Annotated in this window: 13 protein-coding genes; all 13 read right to left on the bottom strand. The window is 42.3% G+C overall.

Annotated features, from left to right (window positions below; genetic code table 11):
* Positions 1 to 17 precede the first annotated feature (17 nt).
* Positions 18 to 368, bottom strand: a complete 351-nt coding sequence (gene rbfA / locus KVT11_RS04170; RefSeq protein ID WP_007499525.1) for a 30S ribosome-binding factor RbfA — start codon at positions 366 to 368, stop codon at positions 18 to 20.
* A gap of 17 nt (positions 369 to 385) precedes the next feature.
* Positions 386 to 664, bottom strand: coding sequence for a DUF503 domain-containing protein (locus KVT11_RS04165; RefSeq protein ID WP_017359071.1), 279 nt, complete (start codon positions 662 to 664; stop codon positions 386 to 388).
* Positions 661 to 2,781 (bottom strand): translation initiation factor IF-2, encoded by a 2,121-nt coding sequence (gene infB / locus KVT11_RS04160; RefSeq protein WP_007499526.1) that lies wholly within the window; start codon positions 2,779 to 2,781, stop codon positions 661 to 663. The genes KVT11_RS04165 and infB overlap by 4 nt, the downstream gene beginning before the upstream one ends.
* Before the next feature lie 19 nt (positions 2,782 to 2,800).
* Positions 2,801 to 3,103: a YlxQ family RNA-binding protein gene (locus KVT11_RS04155; protein ID WP_007499528.1), complete on the bottom strand. Its 303-nt coding sequence runs from the start codon at positions 3,101 to 3,103 to the stop codon at positions 2,801 to 2,803.
* Positions 3,096 to 3,380 (bottom strand): RNase P modulator RnpM, encoded by a 285-nt coding sequence (gene rnpM / locus KVT11_RS04150; RefSeq protein ID WP_008344742.1) that lies wholly within the window; start codon positions 3,378 to 3,380, stop codon positions 3,096 to 3,098. Before rnpM ends, KVT11_RS04155 begins: the two co-directional genes overlap by 8 nt.
* A gap of 15 nt (positions 3,381 to 3,395) precedes the next feature.
* Entirely contained in the window at positions 3,396 to 4,511 is a 1,116-nt protein-coding gene (nusA, locus tag KVT11_RS04145; protein WP_007499530.1) for a transcription termination factor NusA, read from the bottom strand.
* Positions 4,512 to 4,543: 32 nt separating this feature from the next.
* Positions 4,544 to 5,017, bottom strand: a complete 474-nt coding sequence (rimP, locus tag KVT11_RS04140) for a ribosome maturation factor RimP (protein WP_008344744.1) — start codon at positions 5,015 to 5,017, stop codon at positions 4,544 to 4,546.
* A gap of 241 nt (positions 5,018 to 5,258) precedes the next feature.
* Positions 5,259 to 6,389 carry a glycoside hydrolase 5 family protein gene (locus tag KVT11_RS04135; RefSeq protein WP_217608980.1) on the bottom strand — a complete coding sequence of 377 codons (1,131 nt, stop codon included), beginning with the start codon at positions 6,387 to 6,389 and terminating at the stop codon, positions 5,259 to 5,261.
* Between the two features lie 20 nt (positions 6,390 to 6,409).
* Entirely contained in the window at positions 6,410 to 7,636 is a 1,227-nt protein-coding gene (locus KVT11_RS04130; protein ID WP_206116200.1) for an endo-1,4-beta-xylanase, read from the bottom strand.
* A gap of 79 nt (positions 7,637 to 7,715) precedes the next feature.
* A complete protein-coding gene (locus tag KVT11_RS04125; protein ID WP_017359074.1) occupies positions 7,716 to 9,824 on the bottom strand; it encodes a glycoside hydrolase family 48 protein in 2,109 nt (702 codons plus the stop codon).
* A gap of 17 nt (positions 9,825 to 9,841) precedes the next feature.
* Entirely contained in the window at positions 9,842 to 11,734 is a 1,893-nt protein-coding gene (locus KVT11_RS04120) for a glycoside hydrolase family 9 protein (protein WP_017359075.1), read from the bottom strand.
* A 377-nt stretch (positions 11,735 to 12,111) separates the two neighbouring features.
* Positions 12,112 to 16,425 carry a PolC-type DNA polymerase III gene (locus KVT11_RS04115; protein WP_217608979.1) on the bottom strand — a complete coding sequence of 1,438 codons (4,314 nt, stop codon included), beginning with the start codon at positions 16,423 to 16,425 and terminating at the stop codon, positions 12,112 to 12,114.
* A gap of 75 nt (positions 16,426 to 16,500) precedes the next feature.
* Positions 16,501 to 18,198 (bottom strand): proline--tRNA ligase, encoded by a 1,698-nt coding sequence (locus KVT11_RS04110; protein ID WP_025207337.1) that lies wholly within the window; start codon positions 18,196 to 18,198, stop codon positions 16,501 to 16,503.
* Between the last annotated feature and the right edge of the window lie 26 nt (positions 18,199 to 18,224).

Raw genomic sequence — 18,224 nt, 5'->3', positions numbered from 1 at the left:
ATCCTTATTTCAACGTCTTATTCGTGATCTTTTGTGTTTAGTTCAGCAATCAGGCTTTCAATTCGGTTACCGTAGTCTACAGACTCATCGAATTCAAAGTGAAGCTCTGGTGTTTTGCGAAGTCTGATTCGATTGCCAATTTCAGAGCGGATATACCCTTTCGCCTTTGCAAGGCCTTTTAAGGTTTCCTCTCTTTTCTTCTCGTCGCCAAGAACAGAAATATAGACTTTAGCAATTTGCAAATCACCGGATACTTCAACATCCGTTACAGTCAAAAAGCCGATTCTTGGATCTTTTAGCTTTCTGCCAAGGATGTCGCCTAATTCTTTTTTCATTTGCTCACCCACACGGGTTGCTCTCATACTCATGATCTTATCACCTCTAATTAAAACCACTCAGTTTTCGTGATCGTTCGTTCAATTTCCGGAAAAGAATCAATAAAGCTTAACACACGCTGAAGTTCCTTTTCCACTTGAACCCGGGAGGAGGAAATGACGGCGATTCCGATCGAAGTACGCTGCCATGTATCCTGATAGTCCATTTCAGCAATGGTCACATTGAATTTATGGCGCGTTCTTGTCATGATACGCTGCAGAACCGCACGTTTTTCCTTCAGTGAGGATGCATCATAGATCATACACTCACACTCGGTATAACCGATCATTTTCTTTCGATTTCTTGCATAACGAATGATTCCATGACATCACCTTCACGGATATCATTGTATTTCTTAATGGTAATACCACATTCATAGCCTTGTGAAACTTCTTTCACATCGTCTTTGAATCGTTTTAATACGTCGACTTCACCTTCAAAGATGACGACGCCATCACGAATTAAGCGGATACCACTGTCTCTAGTAATGGTACCTTCAGTGACATAGCCACCAGCAATTGTACCGATTTTTGATACTTTGAACGTTTGACGAACTTCAACTTGACCGATGACTTTTTCTTCATATTCAGGGTCAAGCATCCCTTTCATCGCAGCTTCAATTTCATCGATGACTTTGTAGATGATGCGGTGTAAGCGGATATCTACGTTTTCTGTTTCAGCTGTGCTCTTCGCATTGCCATCAGGACGTACGTTAAATCCGATCACAATCGCATTAGAAGCACTTGCTAAAATGATATCAGATTCTGTAATCGCTCCAACACCCGTATGGATGATTTTCACTTTGACGCCTTCTACTTCAATTTTTTGAAGAGCTGCCGTCAGTGCTTCAGCAGAACCTTGTACGTCTGCTTTTACGATTAAGTTGATATCTTTCACATCACCTTGTTTGATTTGCTCAAATAGGTCATCAAGAGATAATTTCGCTTTGTCTGAACGCTGTTCATCAAGTTGTTTAGACGCACGCGCCTCACCGACTTGACGAGCTGTTTTTTCATCTTTGAATACGAGGAACTGATCCCCTGCATGCGGTACATCATTTAAACCAGTGATTTCAACAGGTGTAGATGGTCCTGCTGTTTTCACGCGGCGTCCGATGTCATTGACCATTGCACGTACACGGCCAAATGTATTACCGACAACGATTGGGTCACCTACTTGAAGTGTACCAGTTTGAACGAGAAGGGTTGCAACAGAACCTCTTCCTTTATCAAGCTCAGCCTCAATCACAGTTCCTTTTGCCGCACGATTTGGGTTGGCTTTTAGTTCTGCTACTTCGCTGACAAGAAGGATCATTTCGATCAATTCGTCAATGCCTTCGCCTGTTTTTGCAGATAAAGGAACGAAAATGGTTTCGCCACCCCATGCCTCAGGTACAAGACCATGCTCAGTTAATTCCTGCATCACGCGGTCAGGGTTCGCTGTTGGTTTGTCAATTTTATTGACAGCCACAATGATTGGCACCTCTGCCGCTTTGGCGTGGTTGATCGCTTCAATCGTTTGCGGCATGACACCGTCATCTGCTGCAACGACCAAGATCGTCGTATCTGTTACTTCAGCACCACGTGCTCGCATCGTAGTGAAAGCTGCGTGTCCTGGTGTATCAAGGAACGTGATTTTCTTACCGTTTTCTTCAATTTGGTATGCACCAATATGCTGCGTAATTCCACCCGCTTCGCCTTCAACAACTTTCGTTTTACGAATGCTGTCAAGAAGCGTTGTTTTCCCGTGGTCAACGTGTCCCATGATCGTTACGACTGGAGGGCGTACTTGCATATCTTCTTCTTTATCTTCAACTTCATACTTTTCAAGTTCAGTTTCTTCTAAAATGATGACTTCTTCTACTGGAACACCATATTCAGAAGCAATTAATTCGACTGTATCTTTGTCGAGCTCTTGGTTGATCGTAGCCATAACACCAAGCATCATCAGTTTTTTGATGATTTCAGCAGTTTCTTTGCCAAGCTCGTCAGCAAGCTGACCGACTGTCATTGAATTTGTAAATTCAATTTTTTCAGGAAGCTCTTTTTTCGGCTTCACAGGTCTTGCTTGCTGATGCTGCGCCTTGTTGTTGCCGCCGCGTTTATTTTTGTTTTTGTTTTGGTTGTTGTTTTTTTTGTTTTTATTAAATTGATTATTCTGCACGTCATTCTTCTTTCTATCATTGTTTTTGTTAGATGATTGTTTTTTTTGTTCTGCGGGTTTCTCGTTAGCTGTCTCTTTTGCTTTGGCTTTTTTATAGATAGCGTCTAGCTTTTTCACAGTGTCGTCTTCAAGCGTCGCCATGTGGTTGTTCACTTCCACGTTCATATCCTTAAGCGCTGCTATAATATCTTTACTTGAAACATCTATGGCTTTTGCGTATTCATATACTCTCACTTTAGCCATTCGTTCACCCCCAAATAAATTAATCGAGCAAGCTTATGAGCTTCTTAGCGAAGCCTTGGTCAGTGACAGCGACAACTACGCGAGCTTCCTTCCCTATAGAACGTCCGAGAACGGAACGGTCTTCAACTTTTCTAACCGGAACATTGTAAAATTTGCATTTGTCAGATACCTTTTTCTCTGTGTTGGATGAGGCATCTGCTGCAAGAAGAACCAGCTTAGCACGCGCATGTCTAATTTCTTTGATCACCAGATCTTCTCCTGACACGACTTTACGAGCTCGATTTGCTAGACCAAGCAAAGGATACCATTCAGATTCAGTCATTCGGTTTTTTCACCTTTTCAGCTAGTTCTAGTAATTCTTCAAAAATGTGTTCGTCAATCTGTGTCTGAAATTGCTGCTGTAAACTACGTTTGTTCTTCGCCGCAAGAATGGTTTCTTTATCGAGAGAAAGGTAAGCGCCGCGCCCGTTCATTTTTCCGGTTGCGTCAACAGACACTTCACCTTCTTTTGAACGAACAACGCGAATCAGTTCTTTCTTTGGTTTCATTTCTCCCGTCACGACGCATTTTCTAAGCGGGATTTTTTTTCGGCTTTTCACCTTTTATATCACCTCTTATTCGTCAGATTCCTCAGCTACTGGTTCAGCCTCTAAGAAAAGAGATTCAGAGTCTTCAGTTCTTGGGAAAATACCGAGTTCTCTTGCATCTGTTTCGCTTTTAATGTCAATCTTCCAGCTCGTTAATTTCGCTGCAAGACGCGCATTTTGACCTCTTTTACCAATGGCTAATGACAGCTGATAATCAGGGACAATGACAGTTGTCGCCTTATCTTCTTCATTTACAATGACATCAAGAACTTTTGATGGACTTAACGCATTGGCAACAAATTCAACCGGGTCATTCGACCAATGAACAATGTCAATTTTTTCGCCTTTCAGCTCATTGACAATTGCTTGTACACGCTGACCTTTAGGTCCTACACAAGAACCAACTGGATCAACATCAGGATCATCTGTACGAACAGATATTTTAGAACGGTCCCCTGCTTCTCTAGCGACAGATTTAAGCTCTACAGTACCATCATAAATTTCTGGCACTTCGATTTCAAATAAACGCTTTAAAAGACCTGGGTGTGTTCTTGATACATAAATTTGTGGTCCTTTTGTTGTTTTTTCTACTTTCGTAATGAACACTTTAATGCGGTCATGTGGTTTGTAGTCCTCATTTGGCATTTGTTCATTGACCGGAAGAAGGGCTTCGATTTTGCCAAGTGACACGTAAATGAATTTACTGTCAATTCGCTGAACGATTCCCGTCATGATGTCTTCCTCACGATCGATAAACTCAGTGTAAATCACACCTCGCTCTGCTTCTCTCACACGCTGCGTCACGACTTGTTTCGCTGTCTGAGCTGCAATGCGTCCGAAATCTTTTGGTGTGACTTCAATTTCAACGACGTCACCAACCATGTAATTCGGGTTGATATTTGCTGCATCATCTACAGAGATTTCAAGACGAGAATCATACACTTCATCTACAACATCTTTTCTTGCGAATACGCGAATCGTTCCCGTTTCACGGTTTAAATCAACACGCACATTTTGTGCTTGGTTAAAATTACGCTTGTATGCAGAAATGAGTGCAGCTTCTATCGCTTCAATAATAATTTCTTTACTAATGCCCTTCTCTTTCTCAAGAACAGTCAGGGCATCTAACAACTCACTACTCATTTTTATGGTTCCCCCTTATATCAATGAAAAGGTTAATTGAACGAAACTGCTAATCTTGCGTTAGCAATTTTTTCGTATGGAATATTGATCTCTTTCTTTCTTGTCTTGATCTTCACTGTCACTGTTGCAATCTCACCATCAAAGCTTGTAAGCTCACCTTCAAATGCCTTTTCACCATCAATTGGTTCGTATGTTTTCATGAAAACATTTTTTCCAAGTGCTTTTTCAAAATCAGCTTTTTTCTTTAATGGGCGCTCCGCTCCAGGAGAGGACACTTCAAGAAAGTAGTTTTGGCTAATTGGATCTGCCTCATCAAGCTTTTCGCTCAAGGCTTCGCTCACTTTGGCACACTCCTCGATATCGACGCCTTTGTCAGAGTCAATAAATACGCGAAGGAACCAGTTTTGACCCTCTTTGACAAATTCAACATCAACGAGTTCAAGCTGTAAGCCATCTAAAATTGGCTGTACCATGTCGCTTACGATATCCACTACTTTTTTGCTCATTCTCTTCCTCCTTGTGCTTTCGATAAACGCTCTTATCAATCATTCTGCATAAAAACCCTGCTTTATTGTGAGCAGGGGGAGCAGAAAACGGATGAATAATGTCGAGACAAAAATTGCCTGTTCAATACAAAAGAGCGGGTTTCCCCACTCTTGTCTCGGTAATCGTTAGCATTTCCATAAAAACTATACCATATCCAATTTTTTTATGCAAATGAAGTTCCTTATAAACAGGCATTCTTCATCAGTTCTTTTCATTCATTCTTTTGGCGTGTTCACGAATGATTTCTGCCTCCCGGCTCTCCTTTAAAACTCGAAAACCGTCATAATCCGGGTAGAGGGAATCATCGTCTTGAATGCTTGTTAAAATCCAAAATTGGCTACCTGCGCCTCCGAGCTGTTCAATTGTCTTCAGCCAGCTATCATATACATCAGGACGGGCTGCTTGATTTTGATAGCCAAACTCTTCTAATACAACAGGTTTTCCGATTGCGTTTCCTCGGGTGATATGATCTTTGATCCATTTCACTCCCCATGCAGCAGACTGATTCCAGTGATCTGGGTATAAATGATAGGTTCCATAATCAATATGAGGGAGAGCAGTCAAACGATCCCAATCAACACCTTCTCCTCCACTGTAAAACCAATCATCATGACCTGTCATGCGAAAGAACCCTTCGTCTCCTACAGCAACAAGGTGATTCGAGTCGATTGATTTGATCCATGCACTCATTTCATCTGCCCAGTTTACTAGTATATCTCCCGAAGGGTCTGACTGAGCGCGCGGCTCATTGGCGAGCTCCCATGTCATAATAGCAGGATCATCTTTATATTGAACACCTGAGTACGTATTGGTTCTCTCTAATACATAGCGCACATAGTTTTTGTAAGCTGTTTTAATCCGAGGATCTGTATAAAAGTGATCATGTGATCCTGCCTGAAACCACTTCACATATTGATTCATCCCGCCAAAGTCATCCCAATTGTTCACGAGTGGGATGACCAGCTTGATTCCTTCCTGCCCTGCTTTATAAATCGCATAGTCTAGTTTTTGAAAACCGGATTCTTCATAAACACCTGGACGAGATTGTAAGACTGAGTTTTCTTGAGGGGTACCATCGTGAAATCCCCAAATACGAATAACCTTTAAATCCATTGCCTTCATATCGTCAAAAACAGCATCTACCATCTTTTTTGATTTGTAATGGAAATAATAATTATTTGTGCCAGCAAAGTAAAATGGGTGGTTGTTCAATACAAAATGTGTACCAGATGTTTGCACATAGGAGGAGGCCTTTACGGTCAGAGTGAACCAACCCGCCCATAAAGTGATCAGCATCATAAAACAAGCCACCCGTTGAACCCATTTTTTCATTCCATTCTCCTCACAATCTCTTATTCTACTGGTACGATGATATCTAGTTGAAGCGGTGTTTGTTTAGTTGAATCAAGTTCAATCGTCTGCTGCTGCAACATTTTACTTACTTCACCAATTCGAACCTCATACGTCCCGTGAAACGCTGGACATGTCACTTGGCCATTCCCATCTGTTTTTTCCACTCTTTGTGTCGTCCATTCCTGTAGTAGCTTTTCATAACGCCTGCCTGCTTCATTTAACGACCAATCATGATTCACGATGGCTGCGTGCTCACCTCTCCAATGAGCACCCGCCCAAAATCCCCACATCAGCACACCTTTTACAGCTGGATGACTAAAGGCTACCCGATATAAAGCTTCTAAGTTATCCGCTCGTCTATTGGCATCCGGATGAACAGAGTCACACTCTGTCACCCATATCGGTAGACCAAGCTCAGCAAGCACATCTAGTCTTTGTTTTACAACGACTGGATCCACTCGATCTGCAAAGTGACCTTGAACTCCAATAGCCTCAACTGGTGCCCCCAACTGACGAAGTTCATTGATATGTGCTTTATATGCATGATGTTCGCCGTATGAGATTACATTATAATCATTGACAAACAACAAGGCTTGAGGGTCAATTTTCTTCGTTTCTTCATACATCCATTTCCAAATCTGTTTCCCAAACCGGTCTTTAAAAAATGAACCATTCATCATTTCGTTGTTTACATCCCAATGACGGAATTTCCCTTTGAAATGATTGCCTGCATGCTCAAGCCGCCTTTTCATGGCTTCATATACTTCATGATTCGGTAATGATTTCAGCCAGTTTGGATTGGCATCCTCTACTTCCCAAAATAAGGCGTGCCCCCTCACTGGAATTTGGTGTCTATTGGCAAAATTCAGCATGGCATCTGCTTTTTCGTAGGTTATTTTCCCTCGTTCAGGCTCATTTGCATACCATTTTGCCTCATTTTCAAACACAGCCCAATTAAAATGTTGGACAAAAAAATCAGCATACGTTTGATTGAATAGTACTTGGTCATTCATTGCTGAACCAAATGCAAATTCATGTCTGATTTGTTTTATTTCAACCTCTATTCCGGCTAAGGGCTTTTTTTCTTTATCGATGACATTTATGACAAGCTCTCTTTGTCTATGTTGTAAGATTCGATCATTTGCTTCTTTTCTCCAGCTTTGATCTTCTTGTTCCTGTGATCCGCCATTCGATGAATGATTCATAAATTCTTTCTTTTTAACCATAATGACATCACCTTTGCTTTCACTTCATTTATCTTATGAGAAGACCGCCGACTAAAAAAGCCGGCAGCTGTACTACGTTCTATTCGTTTATGAGACGATGGTATTCTGCATAAGCCGTAGCCATATCAACTTGCGACCAGAAACGGTGATAGGTGAAACTTGGCGCTCCGTTTTCCCATTTGCCTGTTGCTTCATTAAAAGATGCTTGATATTTACTCTCCAGTGCTGACCAAGCTGGGTCTTGCTTGATTTTCGGACGAAGATCTGCAAAGCTCGTATACACTCCGTTACCTCCTCGCTGCGGGTCAGAAGGAATGGTGCTGGAACCAGGGATCTGATTTCCTTGACCAAATGTTCCGTTCCAGCCATTTGGGAAGTACACTTCTTTTTTAAAGAAACGGTGGTAGTCTTCTCTGTCTTCCTCTGTCACAATCCCTACACCATCATTGTAATTCCAAGCAACCTCAAGGAGCTGTGCCGCTGTCTCTTTTGCTCTTATGCCAAGTGCTGTGTAGTTTCCTGTCTCTTTCTGTGTTGCAGCAGCAAAGAATGTGAGTGCTTTGATGAGACTGCCCAGTACACCAGTATCTTGAGTAGGATCTTTTGTAACTGCCGTTAAATTTGGATTACCTGTTGCAGATTGGAATCCGCTCCAAGTGTCAGGCTGACCGCTCCATTCTATATTCCCAGGAATCCAAAACTCTCCAGGTGCACTCGTCGTAGCAACAGCAACATTTGTCCCCCCTAGAATCCTTTGACCCTGACCATCTAAAAAATACCCATCTTGATCCGACACAGGACGAGTGCCAATAAAAATATAATCTAGTGAATAGTTGACCCATTTTGTGATGACAGATTTGGCCATTTGGAAATTTTCAGATGTTTTGTCGCCATCTTTTGCAAAGATATAATAAAGCTCTGCTACACGCTCAATCGGCCATGCTTGCATTCCAAACCAGTTATTGGACGGAGGATCATGGTAAACAGGCGCATCTTCATAAGCCATATCATAAAATGTGCTTCTTCCTGCTGGATAAGCGCTATAGTCTCCATTCCAGCTGTTGGTAGCACCTCCTGCAATCGCTCCCTCTTTTGATTGAAGCCAGACGTAAAATTCAAGCTGTCTCTTTAACGTCTTTTCCCAATCACTTGCACCAGTCGGTGACGATGGCTTTAAGCCTCCCTTATCTGAGGATAAAGCGTAGGCAGCGACTGGGTTTTGATACCCTTGATGACAATGGCTCGCTCCGATACGCCATGACCAATTCGCATATTCTCCAAGTCCCCCGCCCCAAGAGGTGTACCATGCCATTAAGTGATGACATGCACTTTTTCCATTTCCAGGATACGGATTACCTTGTTTGCCGCTTCCAATTGTTTGAAAATATTTATCGTACATTCCGTAACGAAGGAAATCACCCATCTTTTTCGCTTTATCAAGATAGGCTGACCCATTATAGCCAAGTTCCTTTGCCCAATACATTGCCTGTATCGCACGTGCATCAGCATCCGTCGCATTTGTGTAGCGCCACTGGGCGGCTGGCGCTTGATTTTCTTTTGTGAACAAGCTCATGAAACCTTCATTGGGCTTTCCGGCCGTTTTATCATCTTGTGATGGATGAGGGATGGCCTCCCATACGGATTCTTGCGGACCCCGCTGGAATGTGTTTACATATGCGGCTGTATGTGATGGATTGAGCAAATTCCCATATTCATACCAGTTGTCTACATCAAGAAGCCAGTGCATTAAATACGTTTCATTCGTTCCGTAAGTTGACTTCAGTTCACCATCAATCGGATCTTGACCAGCAGGGCGAGCACCCGTCAACTGGCTCGGATATTGATCTGGATATGGTTTTTCTGAAGCGTATGTGGCTGGGCTAGATGGATTGTAAGAACTCATATGCGGCTGTTCGTCATGTCCATCTTCGTTTACTGGAATGATAAACTTCTCCATATTATCCCAAGCCGCTTCTAGTTTGCTCCAATCGCCTGTGTAGTGACCATACAATGCTTCAAGCCATAACCAATAGCTGTAAGCTTCTGAAGTGGTCATATGCCCGTAATCAGGTGCCTCACAAATGAGTGTCTCAACGGAATGATACGGAATGCCTTCTTTTGAAAAATATCCATTCGCATCGTTTTTCATTTGATGATAAAGCGTTAAAAACCGTTCTTTATTTGTCATGTCCTCACCCTTTATATTTATTTATTCGGAAGCGTACCAAATTCTAAAATACCTTGATCAAAAACAGGAATTCTCGCTGTTTTCTGCATATTGGATGTTAATCCTTGAAAGGAATAATCATTTGAGGCATCCCATATATTCGCACCATTTGGCGCAGATAACCGGAACTGTATTTCCTTCTTATGAAGCGATTCACCTCCTGGAAAAATAGCTACGCCAGTAAAATCGATTTCTGTAAAATAGATATGGGATGATGCGTCATACACCGTTAACGGAGTTAAGGAAGCGCCTTCATTGTAAACAGCTGTCACTTGAATATCTTTATCAGTGAATCCCTTCGCAAATATCTCACTTAGATTGACATAATATCTAAAAGAAAGTGATTGACTACTTCTTGCCGGCCAGCCTGATCGATTGTATAGAATGGCTTTGATCTGAGTAGATGTTGTATCGTTACTCATGACAGCTGCCTCTACAAAAAACTCATCTTCCACTTTTTCTTTAGGCGGAAAATTCGGCAGCTTTGACTGCCCCTGACCAAACAACTGCACCATTTTGGCTACATTTCCAGTAAAGGCGGCATTATAGTCTGTTGCTACCTCGTTTGATACATAGTCAGAGATGTCATCGGTATACTGATCCTGTGCATTAGGCCCCCCAACAAGCGCTCCATAAAGCGTGTGCCGATGAGAAGAAGGAGTTGTCAGCTGATTAGACCATGAGCCATGTGCAGTTCGATGGTGTGGATGCATCGGCGGATTTTTGCCAAACCCAACGACATAGCTTCTATTTTGCGGATTATCCCCTAACATATAGTGTGTTTGCCTGATCGCAAACGTTTGGTATCGATTCTTTTTTTCTTGATCAGAGACCCAATCTGCGTACACAAACGCTAAAAATGCAGCATTTGCTGTATAACGAAGTGAACCCCATTGATCTAACCACGCTAGTCCGCCAGGCGTATAAGTGATTCTTTCTACTTTTCCATTTTGAACAAAACCCGTCGACCAGTAATCGAGATTACGCTCCGTCGATTCGATAAACCTTTTCTCCTTTGTGATTCTCGCAAGTAAAATTTGCGAAGCAAAAAAGGTATTGTCCCACGACATCGTAAACGTATAATCCCAATCCTTCGGCCATTCTTCTACTGCTTTTAGTGCTTTGTTTAAATAGGTCTGGTCATTTGTCGCCAAGTACAGCCATATTCCACCCCAAATGAGCTCATCAATATAGCCGCTCCAGGAATTATAAAATGGCTGAGCATTGGTGACACAATCTGTATACTCACCGCGATATTGGTCAGCAAATGCATAAAGCTGCTTTGCATGGGTGAGAAGCTTTGCTGCATAAGGCGCGTCTGTTTCTTTAAAAATAATTGAACCTGCTGCTAAAGCGGCTGCCGTTTGGGCGGCTACTTCTGTTCCTGGACAATGTTCATCAATTTTAAATGCTGGCCGGTTCATCGGCATCACTTCTGCTGGACCCCACCAGCCATGATCCGCGTTCCCATCGCCTACTTGTGCCCAAAATTCATTTGGACCTGTATGGGCTTTCAAAAAATAATCGGTTGCCCACTTGATTTGATCTAACATATCATCAAGCAGCTCTGCTTCTTCGTAAGCTTCTCGGTACTCATAGACTGTCCATGCAAGCACGGCTGCCGAGTAAGCCATCGGAAGCCCGAACTTCACATGATCACCAGCATCGTACCAGCCGCCTGTTAAATCATGACCAACATCTTTCCCATCCTCTAGTCCAGAATCCCCTCGCCAGTTAAGACGATTGCTTTCAGGAAGCTTTCCGGAACGCTGGGCTTCGTAAAACAAAATGGATTTTTGAAGCACCTCTACATAGTTGTAATCTGACATGTACCTACTTCTCACCCCTTCTTTTTTTAAAACGTGAAACATTGAACAAGAAATGACCACCTCCTTGTCATTCCGTACGTGTTTTGTACAGTGTTGAAAAGAATCAAGCGTGTTTCAAAAATGTGCATAGTAAACAGCCATCAGCTTGACGCTCACCGAGGGTTTTCTCCTGATTCTTCATGTGACTGTACCCAAAATGATCATATGTCGTATGAGAACATTTCAGACGGCTAAATTCTCTTTTTTGCTCTATTTGGGTAGAAAGAATGACATACAATCTCTTCTCTCAAAACACGACGTTAAATCAAGATATATGAACCAACAAGAAAATAATTCCAGTTAAAATATTTTAGTTTACATAATAATTTTATTGTATATATAAAAAGAACGCCCTTTAAGGGCGCTCTTCATTTTTCACATTAGAACAAAGAAAGCTGGTTTTGATCAGGAAGTGCTTCTAAGCAGCCTTGACGATCCAAATACTCAAGGATGGTCTTAGACACTTTTCCTCGTTTTTGTAAATCTTCTTTTGAAAGGAATTCACCATCTTGGCGTGCGCGTACAATATTTAACGCAACGTTTGTTCCGAGTCCAGGGATAGAGTTGAATGGCGGGATTAGCCCGTCTCCATCAATGATAAACTCAGTGGCACTTGATCGGTATAGGTCTACTTTTTTAAAGTGATAGCCTCTTTCACACATTTCAAGTGCAAGCTCTAGTACAGTTAATAGGTTCTTCTCTTTCGGTGATGCATCAAGACCTTTTGAGTTAATATCGTCCATGACCGCTCGAATCGCATTTGATCCTTTTGTCATCGTTTCGATATCAAAATCATCAGCACGAACGGTAAAATAAGCCGCATAGTACAGAAGTGCATGGTGCACCTTGAAATAAGCAATCCGAACGGCCATTAATACATAAGCAGCCGCATGGGCTTTAGGGAACATGTATTTAATCTTTTTACAAGAATCAATGTACCAGTTCGGTACGTTATTATTCTTCATTTCTTCTTCCCATTCAGGAGGAAGTCCCTTCCCTTTACGAACAGATTCCATGATTTTAAAGGCAAGTGACGGCTCTAAACCTTGATAAATCAGATAGACCATAATATCATCACGACAGCCAATCACTTCACTTAGTTCACACGTTTTATTATGAATCAGCTCTTGGGCATTGCCGAGCCATACATCTGTACCGTGAGATAGACCAGAGATCTGAACAAGCTCCGAGAAGGTGGTCGGTTTTGTATCCTCAAGCATCTGACGAACAAACCTTGTGCCAAACTCTGGGATCCCAAGTGTTCCCGTTTTACATCCAATTTGTTCTTCTGTGACACCGAGAGGTTCCGTTCCTTGGAAGATTTTCATGACCTCAGGATCATCTGTCGGAATCGTTTTTGGATCAATTCCGCTCAAGTCCTGAAGCATCCGAATAACCGTTGGATCATCGTGTCCAAGAATATCTAGTTTCAGCAAGTTATCATGGATTGAATGGAAATCAAAATGCGTCGTTTTCCAATCAGAACCTGTCGCATCTGCTGGATATTGAATTGGTGAGAAATCGTAAATGTCCATATAATCCGGCACGACGATAATTCCGCCTGGATGTTGGCCCGTTGTCCGTTTGACGCCCGTACAGCCCTGTACGAGCCGGTCAATTTCAGCACCTCTCATATGAAGGTTATGATCTCCTGCGTAGCCTTTTACATAACCATATGCCGTTTTTTCTGCAACGGTACCGATTGTACCTGCGCGGTATACATACTCTTCACCAAACAACTCTTTCGTATAGTTATGGGCAATCGGCTGATATTCTCCTGAGAAGTTCAAGTCGATATCGGGCACTTTATCTCCTTTAAAACCTAAGAACGTTTCAAACGGAATATCGTGTCCGTCTTTTTTATACGGCGTCCCGCATTCAGGACAGTTTTTATCAGGAAGGTCAAATCCTGAGCCAACCGATCCATCATTAAAGAACTCGGAGTGCTTGCAACTTGGACATACATAGTGCGGCGCAAGCGGGTTCACTTCTGTAATCTCTGTTAATGTCGCAACGAGAGATGAACCAACTGATCCCCTTGAACCAACTAGATATCCATCATCAAGTGATTTCTTAACAAGCTTATGAGAAATTAAATAAATAACAGCGAAACCGTGACCAATAATACTCTTTAATTCTTTCTCAATCCGGTCTTCTACAATTTTCGGTAAATCGTCACCGTAGATGCTGCGAGCCATGTTATAGCTCATTTCCCGAATTTCTTCATCTGCACCTTCGATTTTTGGTGTATAAAGATCGTCTTTGATTGGTTTAATACTTTCGACCATCTCAGATACTTTTTGCGTATTCATCACGACAATCTCTTTCGCCTTCTCGTCTCCAAGGAAAGAGAAGGCTTCTAGCATTTCATCAGTTGTTCTAAAATGAACTTTTGGCAGTTCATGACGATTAAGCGGATTCGCCCCGCCTTGTGATGAAATTAAGATTTTGCGATAAATTTTGTCTTCTGGATGCAGGTAGTGCACATTTCCAGTCGCCACGACTGGTTTATTCAGTTTTTCACCAAGTTTCACAATGTTTGTGATGATCTCTTTTAATGCACGTTCATCCCGAACAAGCTCCAGCTGGAGTAAATGCTGATACACTTCTGGCGGATGAACTTCTAAATAGTCGTAAAATGCGGCAATGTCTTCTACCTCATCAGGTGACTTCTGCATCATCCCTTCAAACACTTCACCCTTATCACAAGCAGACCCAACAATTAAACCTTCTCGATATTTCTCAAGCTGTGAGCGCGGGATGCGCGGCACGCGGTAGAAATAATGAATATGAGAAAGTGAAACAAGCTTAAATAAATTCTTTAGACCCGTCTCATTTTGTGCAATCACGGTTGCATGGTAAGGACGTGAGCGCTGATACGCATTGGACTGCCCCATGTTTTCATTTAATTGATCGTGGTAGGCAATCTCTTTTTCAGCCGCATCTTTTAGCATCTTCAGCATGAGGTAACCAGTTGCTTCTGCATCATAAATCGCCCGGTGATGCTGCGTGAGTTCAATATCGAACTTTTTACACAGCGTGTTCAGCCGGTGATTTTTAAATTCAGGATAAAGGAATCGGCCGAGTTCTAGTGTATCAATGACAGGGTTTGACGCTTTATCTGTTTTTAACAGTCGCTTATATGCTGCATTTAAAAAGCCCATATCAAAACTCGCATTGTGAGCAACAAGGATATCTTGTCCAATCCACTCTTTGAAATCCCGAACAACATCGACCACATCTGGTGCATCTCTCACCATATCATCCGTGATACCGGTTAGTTCAATGGTTGTGGCTGATAACGGATGATGAGGGTTTGCAAATGCCTCAAAGCGGTCAATGATTTCCCCGCCTTTGATTTTCACGGCTGCAAGCTCAATGATCGTATCATACACAGCAGAGAGTCCTGTTGTCTCAACATCAAATACGACAAACGTCGCATCTTCTAATAAGCGGTGCTCTGGATTATACGCAATCGGTACCCCGTCGTCGACTAAATTGATTTCCACCCCGTACATCATTTTGATGCCATGCTTTTTACTTGCTGCATACGCATCTGGAAAGGATTGTACAACGGCGTGATCTGTCAGAGCAATGGCCTCATGCCCCCATTTTTTTGCTTGTTCAACAAGTTTACCGATGCCAGTGACAGCATCCATCTGGCTCATTGGCGAATGCAAATGAAGCTCAACACGCTTTTCTCCCTCAGGTGCAGTATCTTCTTTCAGCTGAGGTTTCATTTCATTGACGTCATTTGCGATCATGACAAGATCTCTCACAAACGTATCGTTTTGAATGCTTCCTCTTGCTTTAACCCACATCCCTTTTTTCAAGGATTTCATGAGCTGAGCATCTTCTTTTTCTCTCGCAAACATTTTGATCAAAATACTATTTGTATAATCGGTAATTTTAAAGATACAAAGGGTTCTGCCGCTTTTTAGTTCGCGCGTTTCTGCATCGAACACGTACCCTTGGACGGTGATTCGTCTTTCTTCGTCCATAATACTATCAAGCGTACGTATTTCTTCATTGTCTTTGATTTGATAGCCAATCATCAGAGGGCCAGAAGGAGCTTCCTCTTGATCCTCACTTTCCTTCTTCTCCATCTCAACAAGGGCTTGCATGGCTCTTTCTTGATCTTCAGCAAGTTTTTGTTCTCTGAACTTCTGAATCTCTTGATCTGATACAAAAATTTCTGTATCAAATTGAAGTTCTGGAAAACCAACTTGTTTAAATGCAGCCTGAAGCATTGGGCTATATTTCTTCTTGATGGCCAGAGCCTCAGTTTCGCTTTTTGTTTTGATGATGATCTTATGTCCAGACAGCGCTGGTTTTTGCTGTTGAAGCAAGCTGATGATTGGGGGAGAAATTCCTTGAAGCTCTTCCACACAATGGGACCAATACGATTGAACGAGCTCTTCAGATATGTGCGGATCATTGACTTCAATCGTACAAGTGACTTGTGCGATATGAGAAAATGCATTTGTCAGCCTGCTTAAAAACATTGCATATACTTGGTAAGGCAAAAGCGCCTTAAATTTAAAATGGAAATGCCATGTTTTTGCCGCCTTATGCACCGTCAATTTGACGATCTCGCCTTCTTCAAAGTAACGACTGAGGTCATCATCTGTCATTTGAATCTGATTGAGTAATATATGAAATTGCCGCCGGGTAATCGGTAATTGTTCATCCAAGACAGGACCCTCCTTTTGTAAATCAGAAAGGTACCTCTTTTTTGCAGGAGGTACCTTCATTTTTTTGTTCGTTTTTTATGCTTGGCGTATAAATGAAATCAGTTCATCAACAGATACTTCGTGTGATTCACCTGATTTTCTGAATTTCACTTCGACAATACCTTCTTCTGAACGTTTCCCGCAGCTAATGCGAATTGGCAGTCCAATTAAGTCACTGTCGGCAAATTTGACGCCTGCTCGCTCTTGGCGGTCATCGAAAAGGACATCATAGCCCTCTTCCTGTAAACGCTCATACAACGTTTCAGCCAGTTCCTTTTGTGCATCGTTTTTCATATTTAAGGCAAGTAGATGAAGATCATATGGCGCAACTGTTTCTGGCCAAATAATCCCCTTATCATCATGATGCTGTTCAACAATCGCAGAAAGGGTTCTAGAAATTCCAATACCATAGCAGCCCATGATCATTGGCTGCGCACGTCCATTTTCATCAAGGTATGTTGCATCCATTGCCTCTGAATAACGTGTGCCTAGCTTAAAGACTTGTCCTACTTCAATTCCTTTTGCGAACTGGATTGTGCCTTCACCATCTGGAGAAACGTCTCCTTCTTGAATCAAGCGAAGATCTGTATATTCCTTCACTGATAGATCACGAGCAGGATTGACATTGACATAGTGATAATCCGATTCATTTGCACCTGCAACTGCATTTGTCATTCCTTTGACAGCGTGGTCTGCATAAATCGTTACTTCCGCTTCAAGCTTCACTGGTCCAACAAATCCTGGTTCTGTTCCGATCACGTCTAGTACTTCCTCACGTGAAGCAAGCTCTACAAGCTGTGCTCCAACTAAGTTTTTCACTTTCACATCATTTACTTCATGATCGCCTCTTGTCAGGACAAGTACATACGCATCATCCGCTTTAAACAAGACAGATTTGATACATGTAGAAGGAGCCACTTCAAAGAATGACGCAACATCTTGTATCGTCTTCACCTGCGGCGTGTTTACTTTCTCGAGTTCTTTGAAGTCCGCAGGGTTTGCTTCTTCTCCGTGATACACAGCCTCAGCCATTTCAATGTTCGCAGCGTAGGAAGATGTGTCAGAGTATGCGATTGTATCTTCTCCTACTTCTGACAGTGCCATAAACTCATGTGTATCTTTTCCTCCCATTGCCCCAGAATCGGCAATGACGGGTCTAAAGTTAAGACCTACTTTTGAAAAGACATTCGAGTAAGCTGTAAACATTTTGTTGTATGTGTCATCAAGGCTCTCTGGTGAAGAGTGGAATGAATAGGCGTCCTTCATAATAAATTCACGTCCGCGCAATAACCCAAAGCGAGGTCTTTGTTCATCACGGAATTTAGATTGGATTTGATAAAGTGTCAAAGGAAGCTTTTTATACGATTTGACTTCACTGCGTACGAGTGATGTGATCACTTCTTCGTGTGTTGGGCCAAGTGCAAACTCGCGGCCGTGACGATCTTTCATACGCATGAGTTCTGGACCGTATGTATACCATCTTCCTGACTCTTGCCACATTTCTGCTTGCTGCAGCACTGGCATTAACAGCTCAGCTGCTCCCGCCTTTTCCATTTCCTTGCGAACAATGGCTTGAATGTGCTGAATCACTTTATGTGCTAGCGGCAGATAATGATAGATACCGCTCGTGTTTTGTCTAATAAATCCAGCTCTTACTAATAGCTGATGACTTTTTGCCTCAGCATCTGCCGGCACCTCTCGAAGAGTTGGAATGAAAGTCAGGGATTGTCTCATGTCGTTACACCTCATTTAAGAAATAG

The sequence above is a fragment of the Bacillus sp. GbtcB10 genome, from assembly GCF_019091365.1.
In the GTDB taxonomy this organism is placed as follows: Bacteria; Bacillota; Bacilli; order Bacillales; family Bacillaceae; genus Bacillus; species Bacillus altitudinis.
This window is presented reverse-complemented; position numbering and strand designations above follow the sequence as displayed.

What these genes read in the sequence shown, in the direction of transcription:
- rbfA (WP_007499525.1), bottom strand. Translation starts at nt 368, where the DNA reads ATGAGTATGAGAGCAACCCGTGTGGGTGAGCAAATGAAAAAAGAATTA.
- KVT11_RS04165 (WP_017359071.1), bottom strand. Translation starts at nt 664, where the DNA reads ATGATCGGTTATACCGAGTGTGAGTGTATGATCTATGATGCATCCTCA.
- infB (WP_007499526.1), bottom strand. Translation starts at nt 2,781, where the DNA reads ATGGCTAAAGTGAGAGTATATGAATACGCAAAAGCCATAGATGTTTCA.
- KVT11_RS04155 (WP_007499528.1), bottom strand. Translation starts at nt 3,103, where the DNA reads ATGACTGAATCTGAATGGTATCCTTTGCTTGGTCTAGCAAATCGAGCT.
- nusA (WP_007499530.1), bottom strand. Translation starts at nt 4,511, where the DNA reads ATGAGTAGTGAGTTGTTAGATGCCCTGACTGTTCTTGAGAAAGAGAAG.
- rimP (WP_008344744.1), bottom strand. Translation starts at nt 5,017, where the DNA reads ATGAGCAAAAAAGTAGTGGATATCGTAAGCGACATGGTACAGCCAATT.
- KVT11_RS04135 (WP_217608980.1), bottom strand. Translation starts at nt 6,389, where the DNA reads ATGAAAAAATGGGTTCAACGGGTGGCTTGTTTTATGATGCTGATCACT.
- KVT11_RS04130 (WP_206116200.1), bottom strand. Translation starts at nt 7,636, where the DNA reads ATGGTTAAAAAGAAAGAATTTATGAATCATTCATCGAATGGCGGATCA.
- KVT11_RS04125 (WP_017359074.1), bottom strand. Translation starts at nt 9,824, where the DNA reads ATGACAAATAAAGAACGGTTTTTAACGCTTTATCATCAAATGAAAAAC.
- KVT11_RS04120 (WP_017359075.1), bottom strand. Translation starts at nt 11,734, where the DNA reads ATGTTTCACGTTTTAAAAAAAGAAGGGGTGAGAAGTAGGTACATGTCA.
- KVT11_RS04110 (WP_025207337.1), bottom strand. Translation starts at nt 18,198, where the DNA reads ATGAGACAATCCCTGACTTTCATTCCAACTCTTCGAGAGGTGCCGGCA.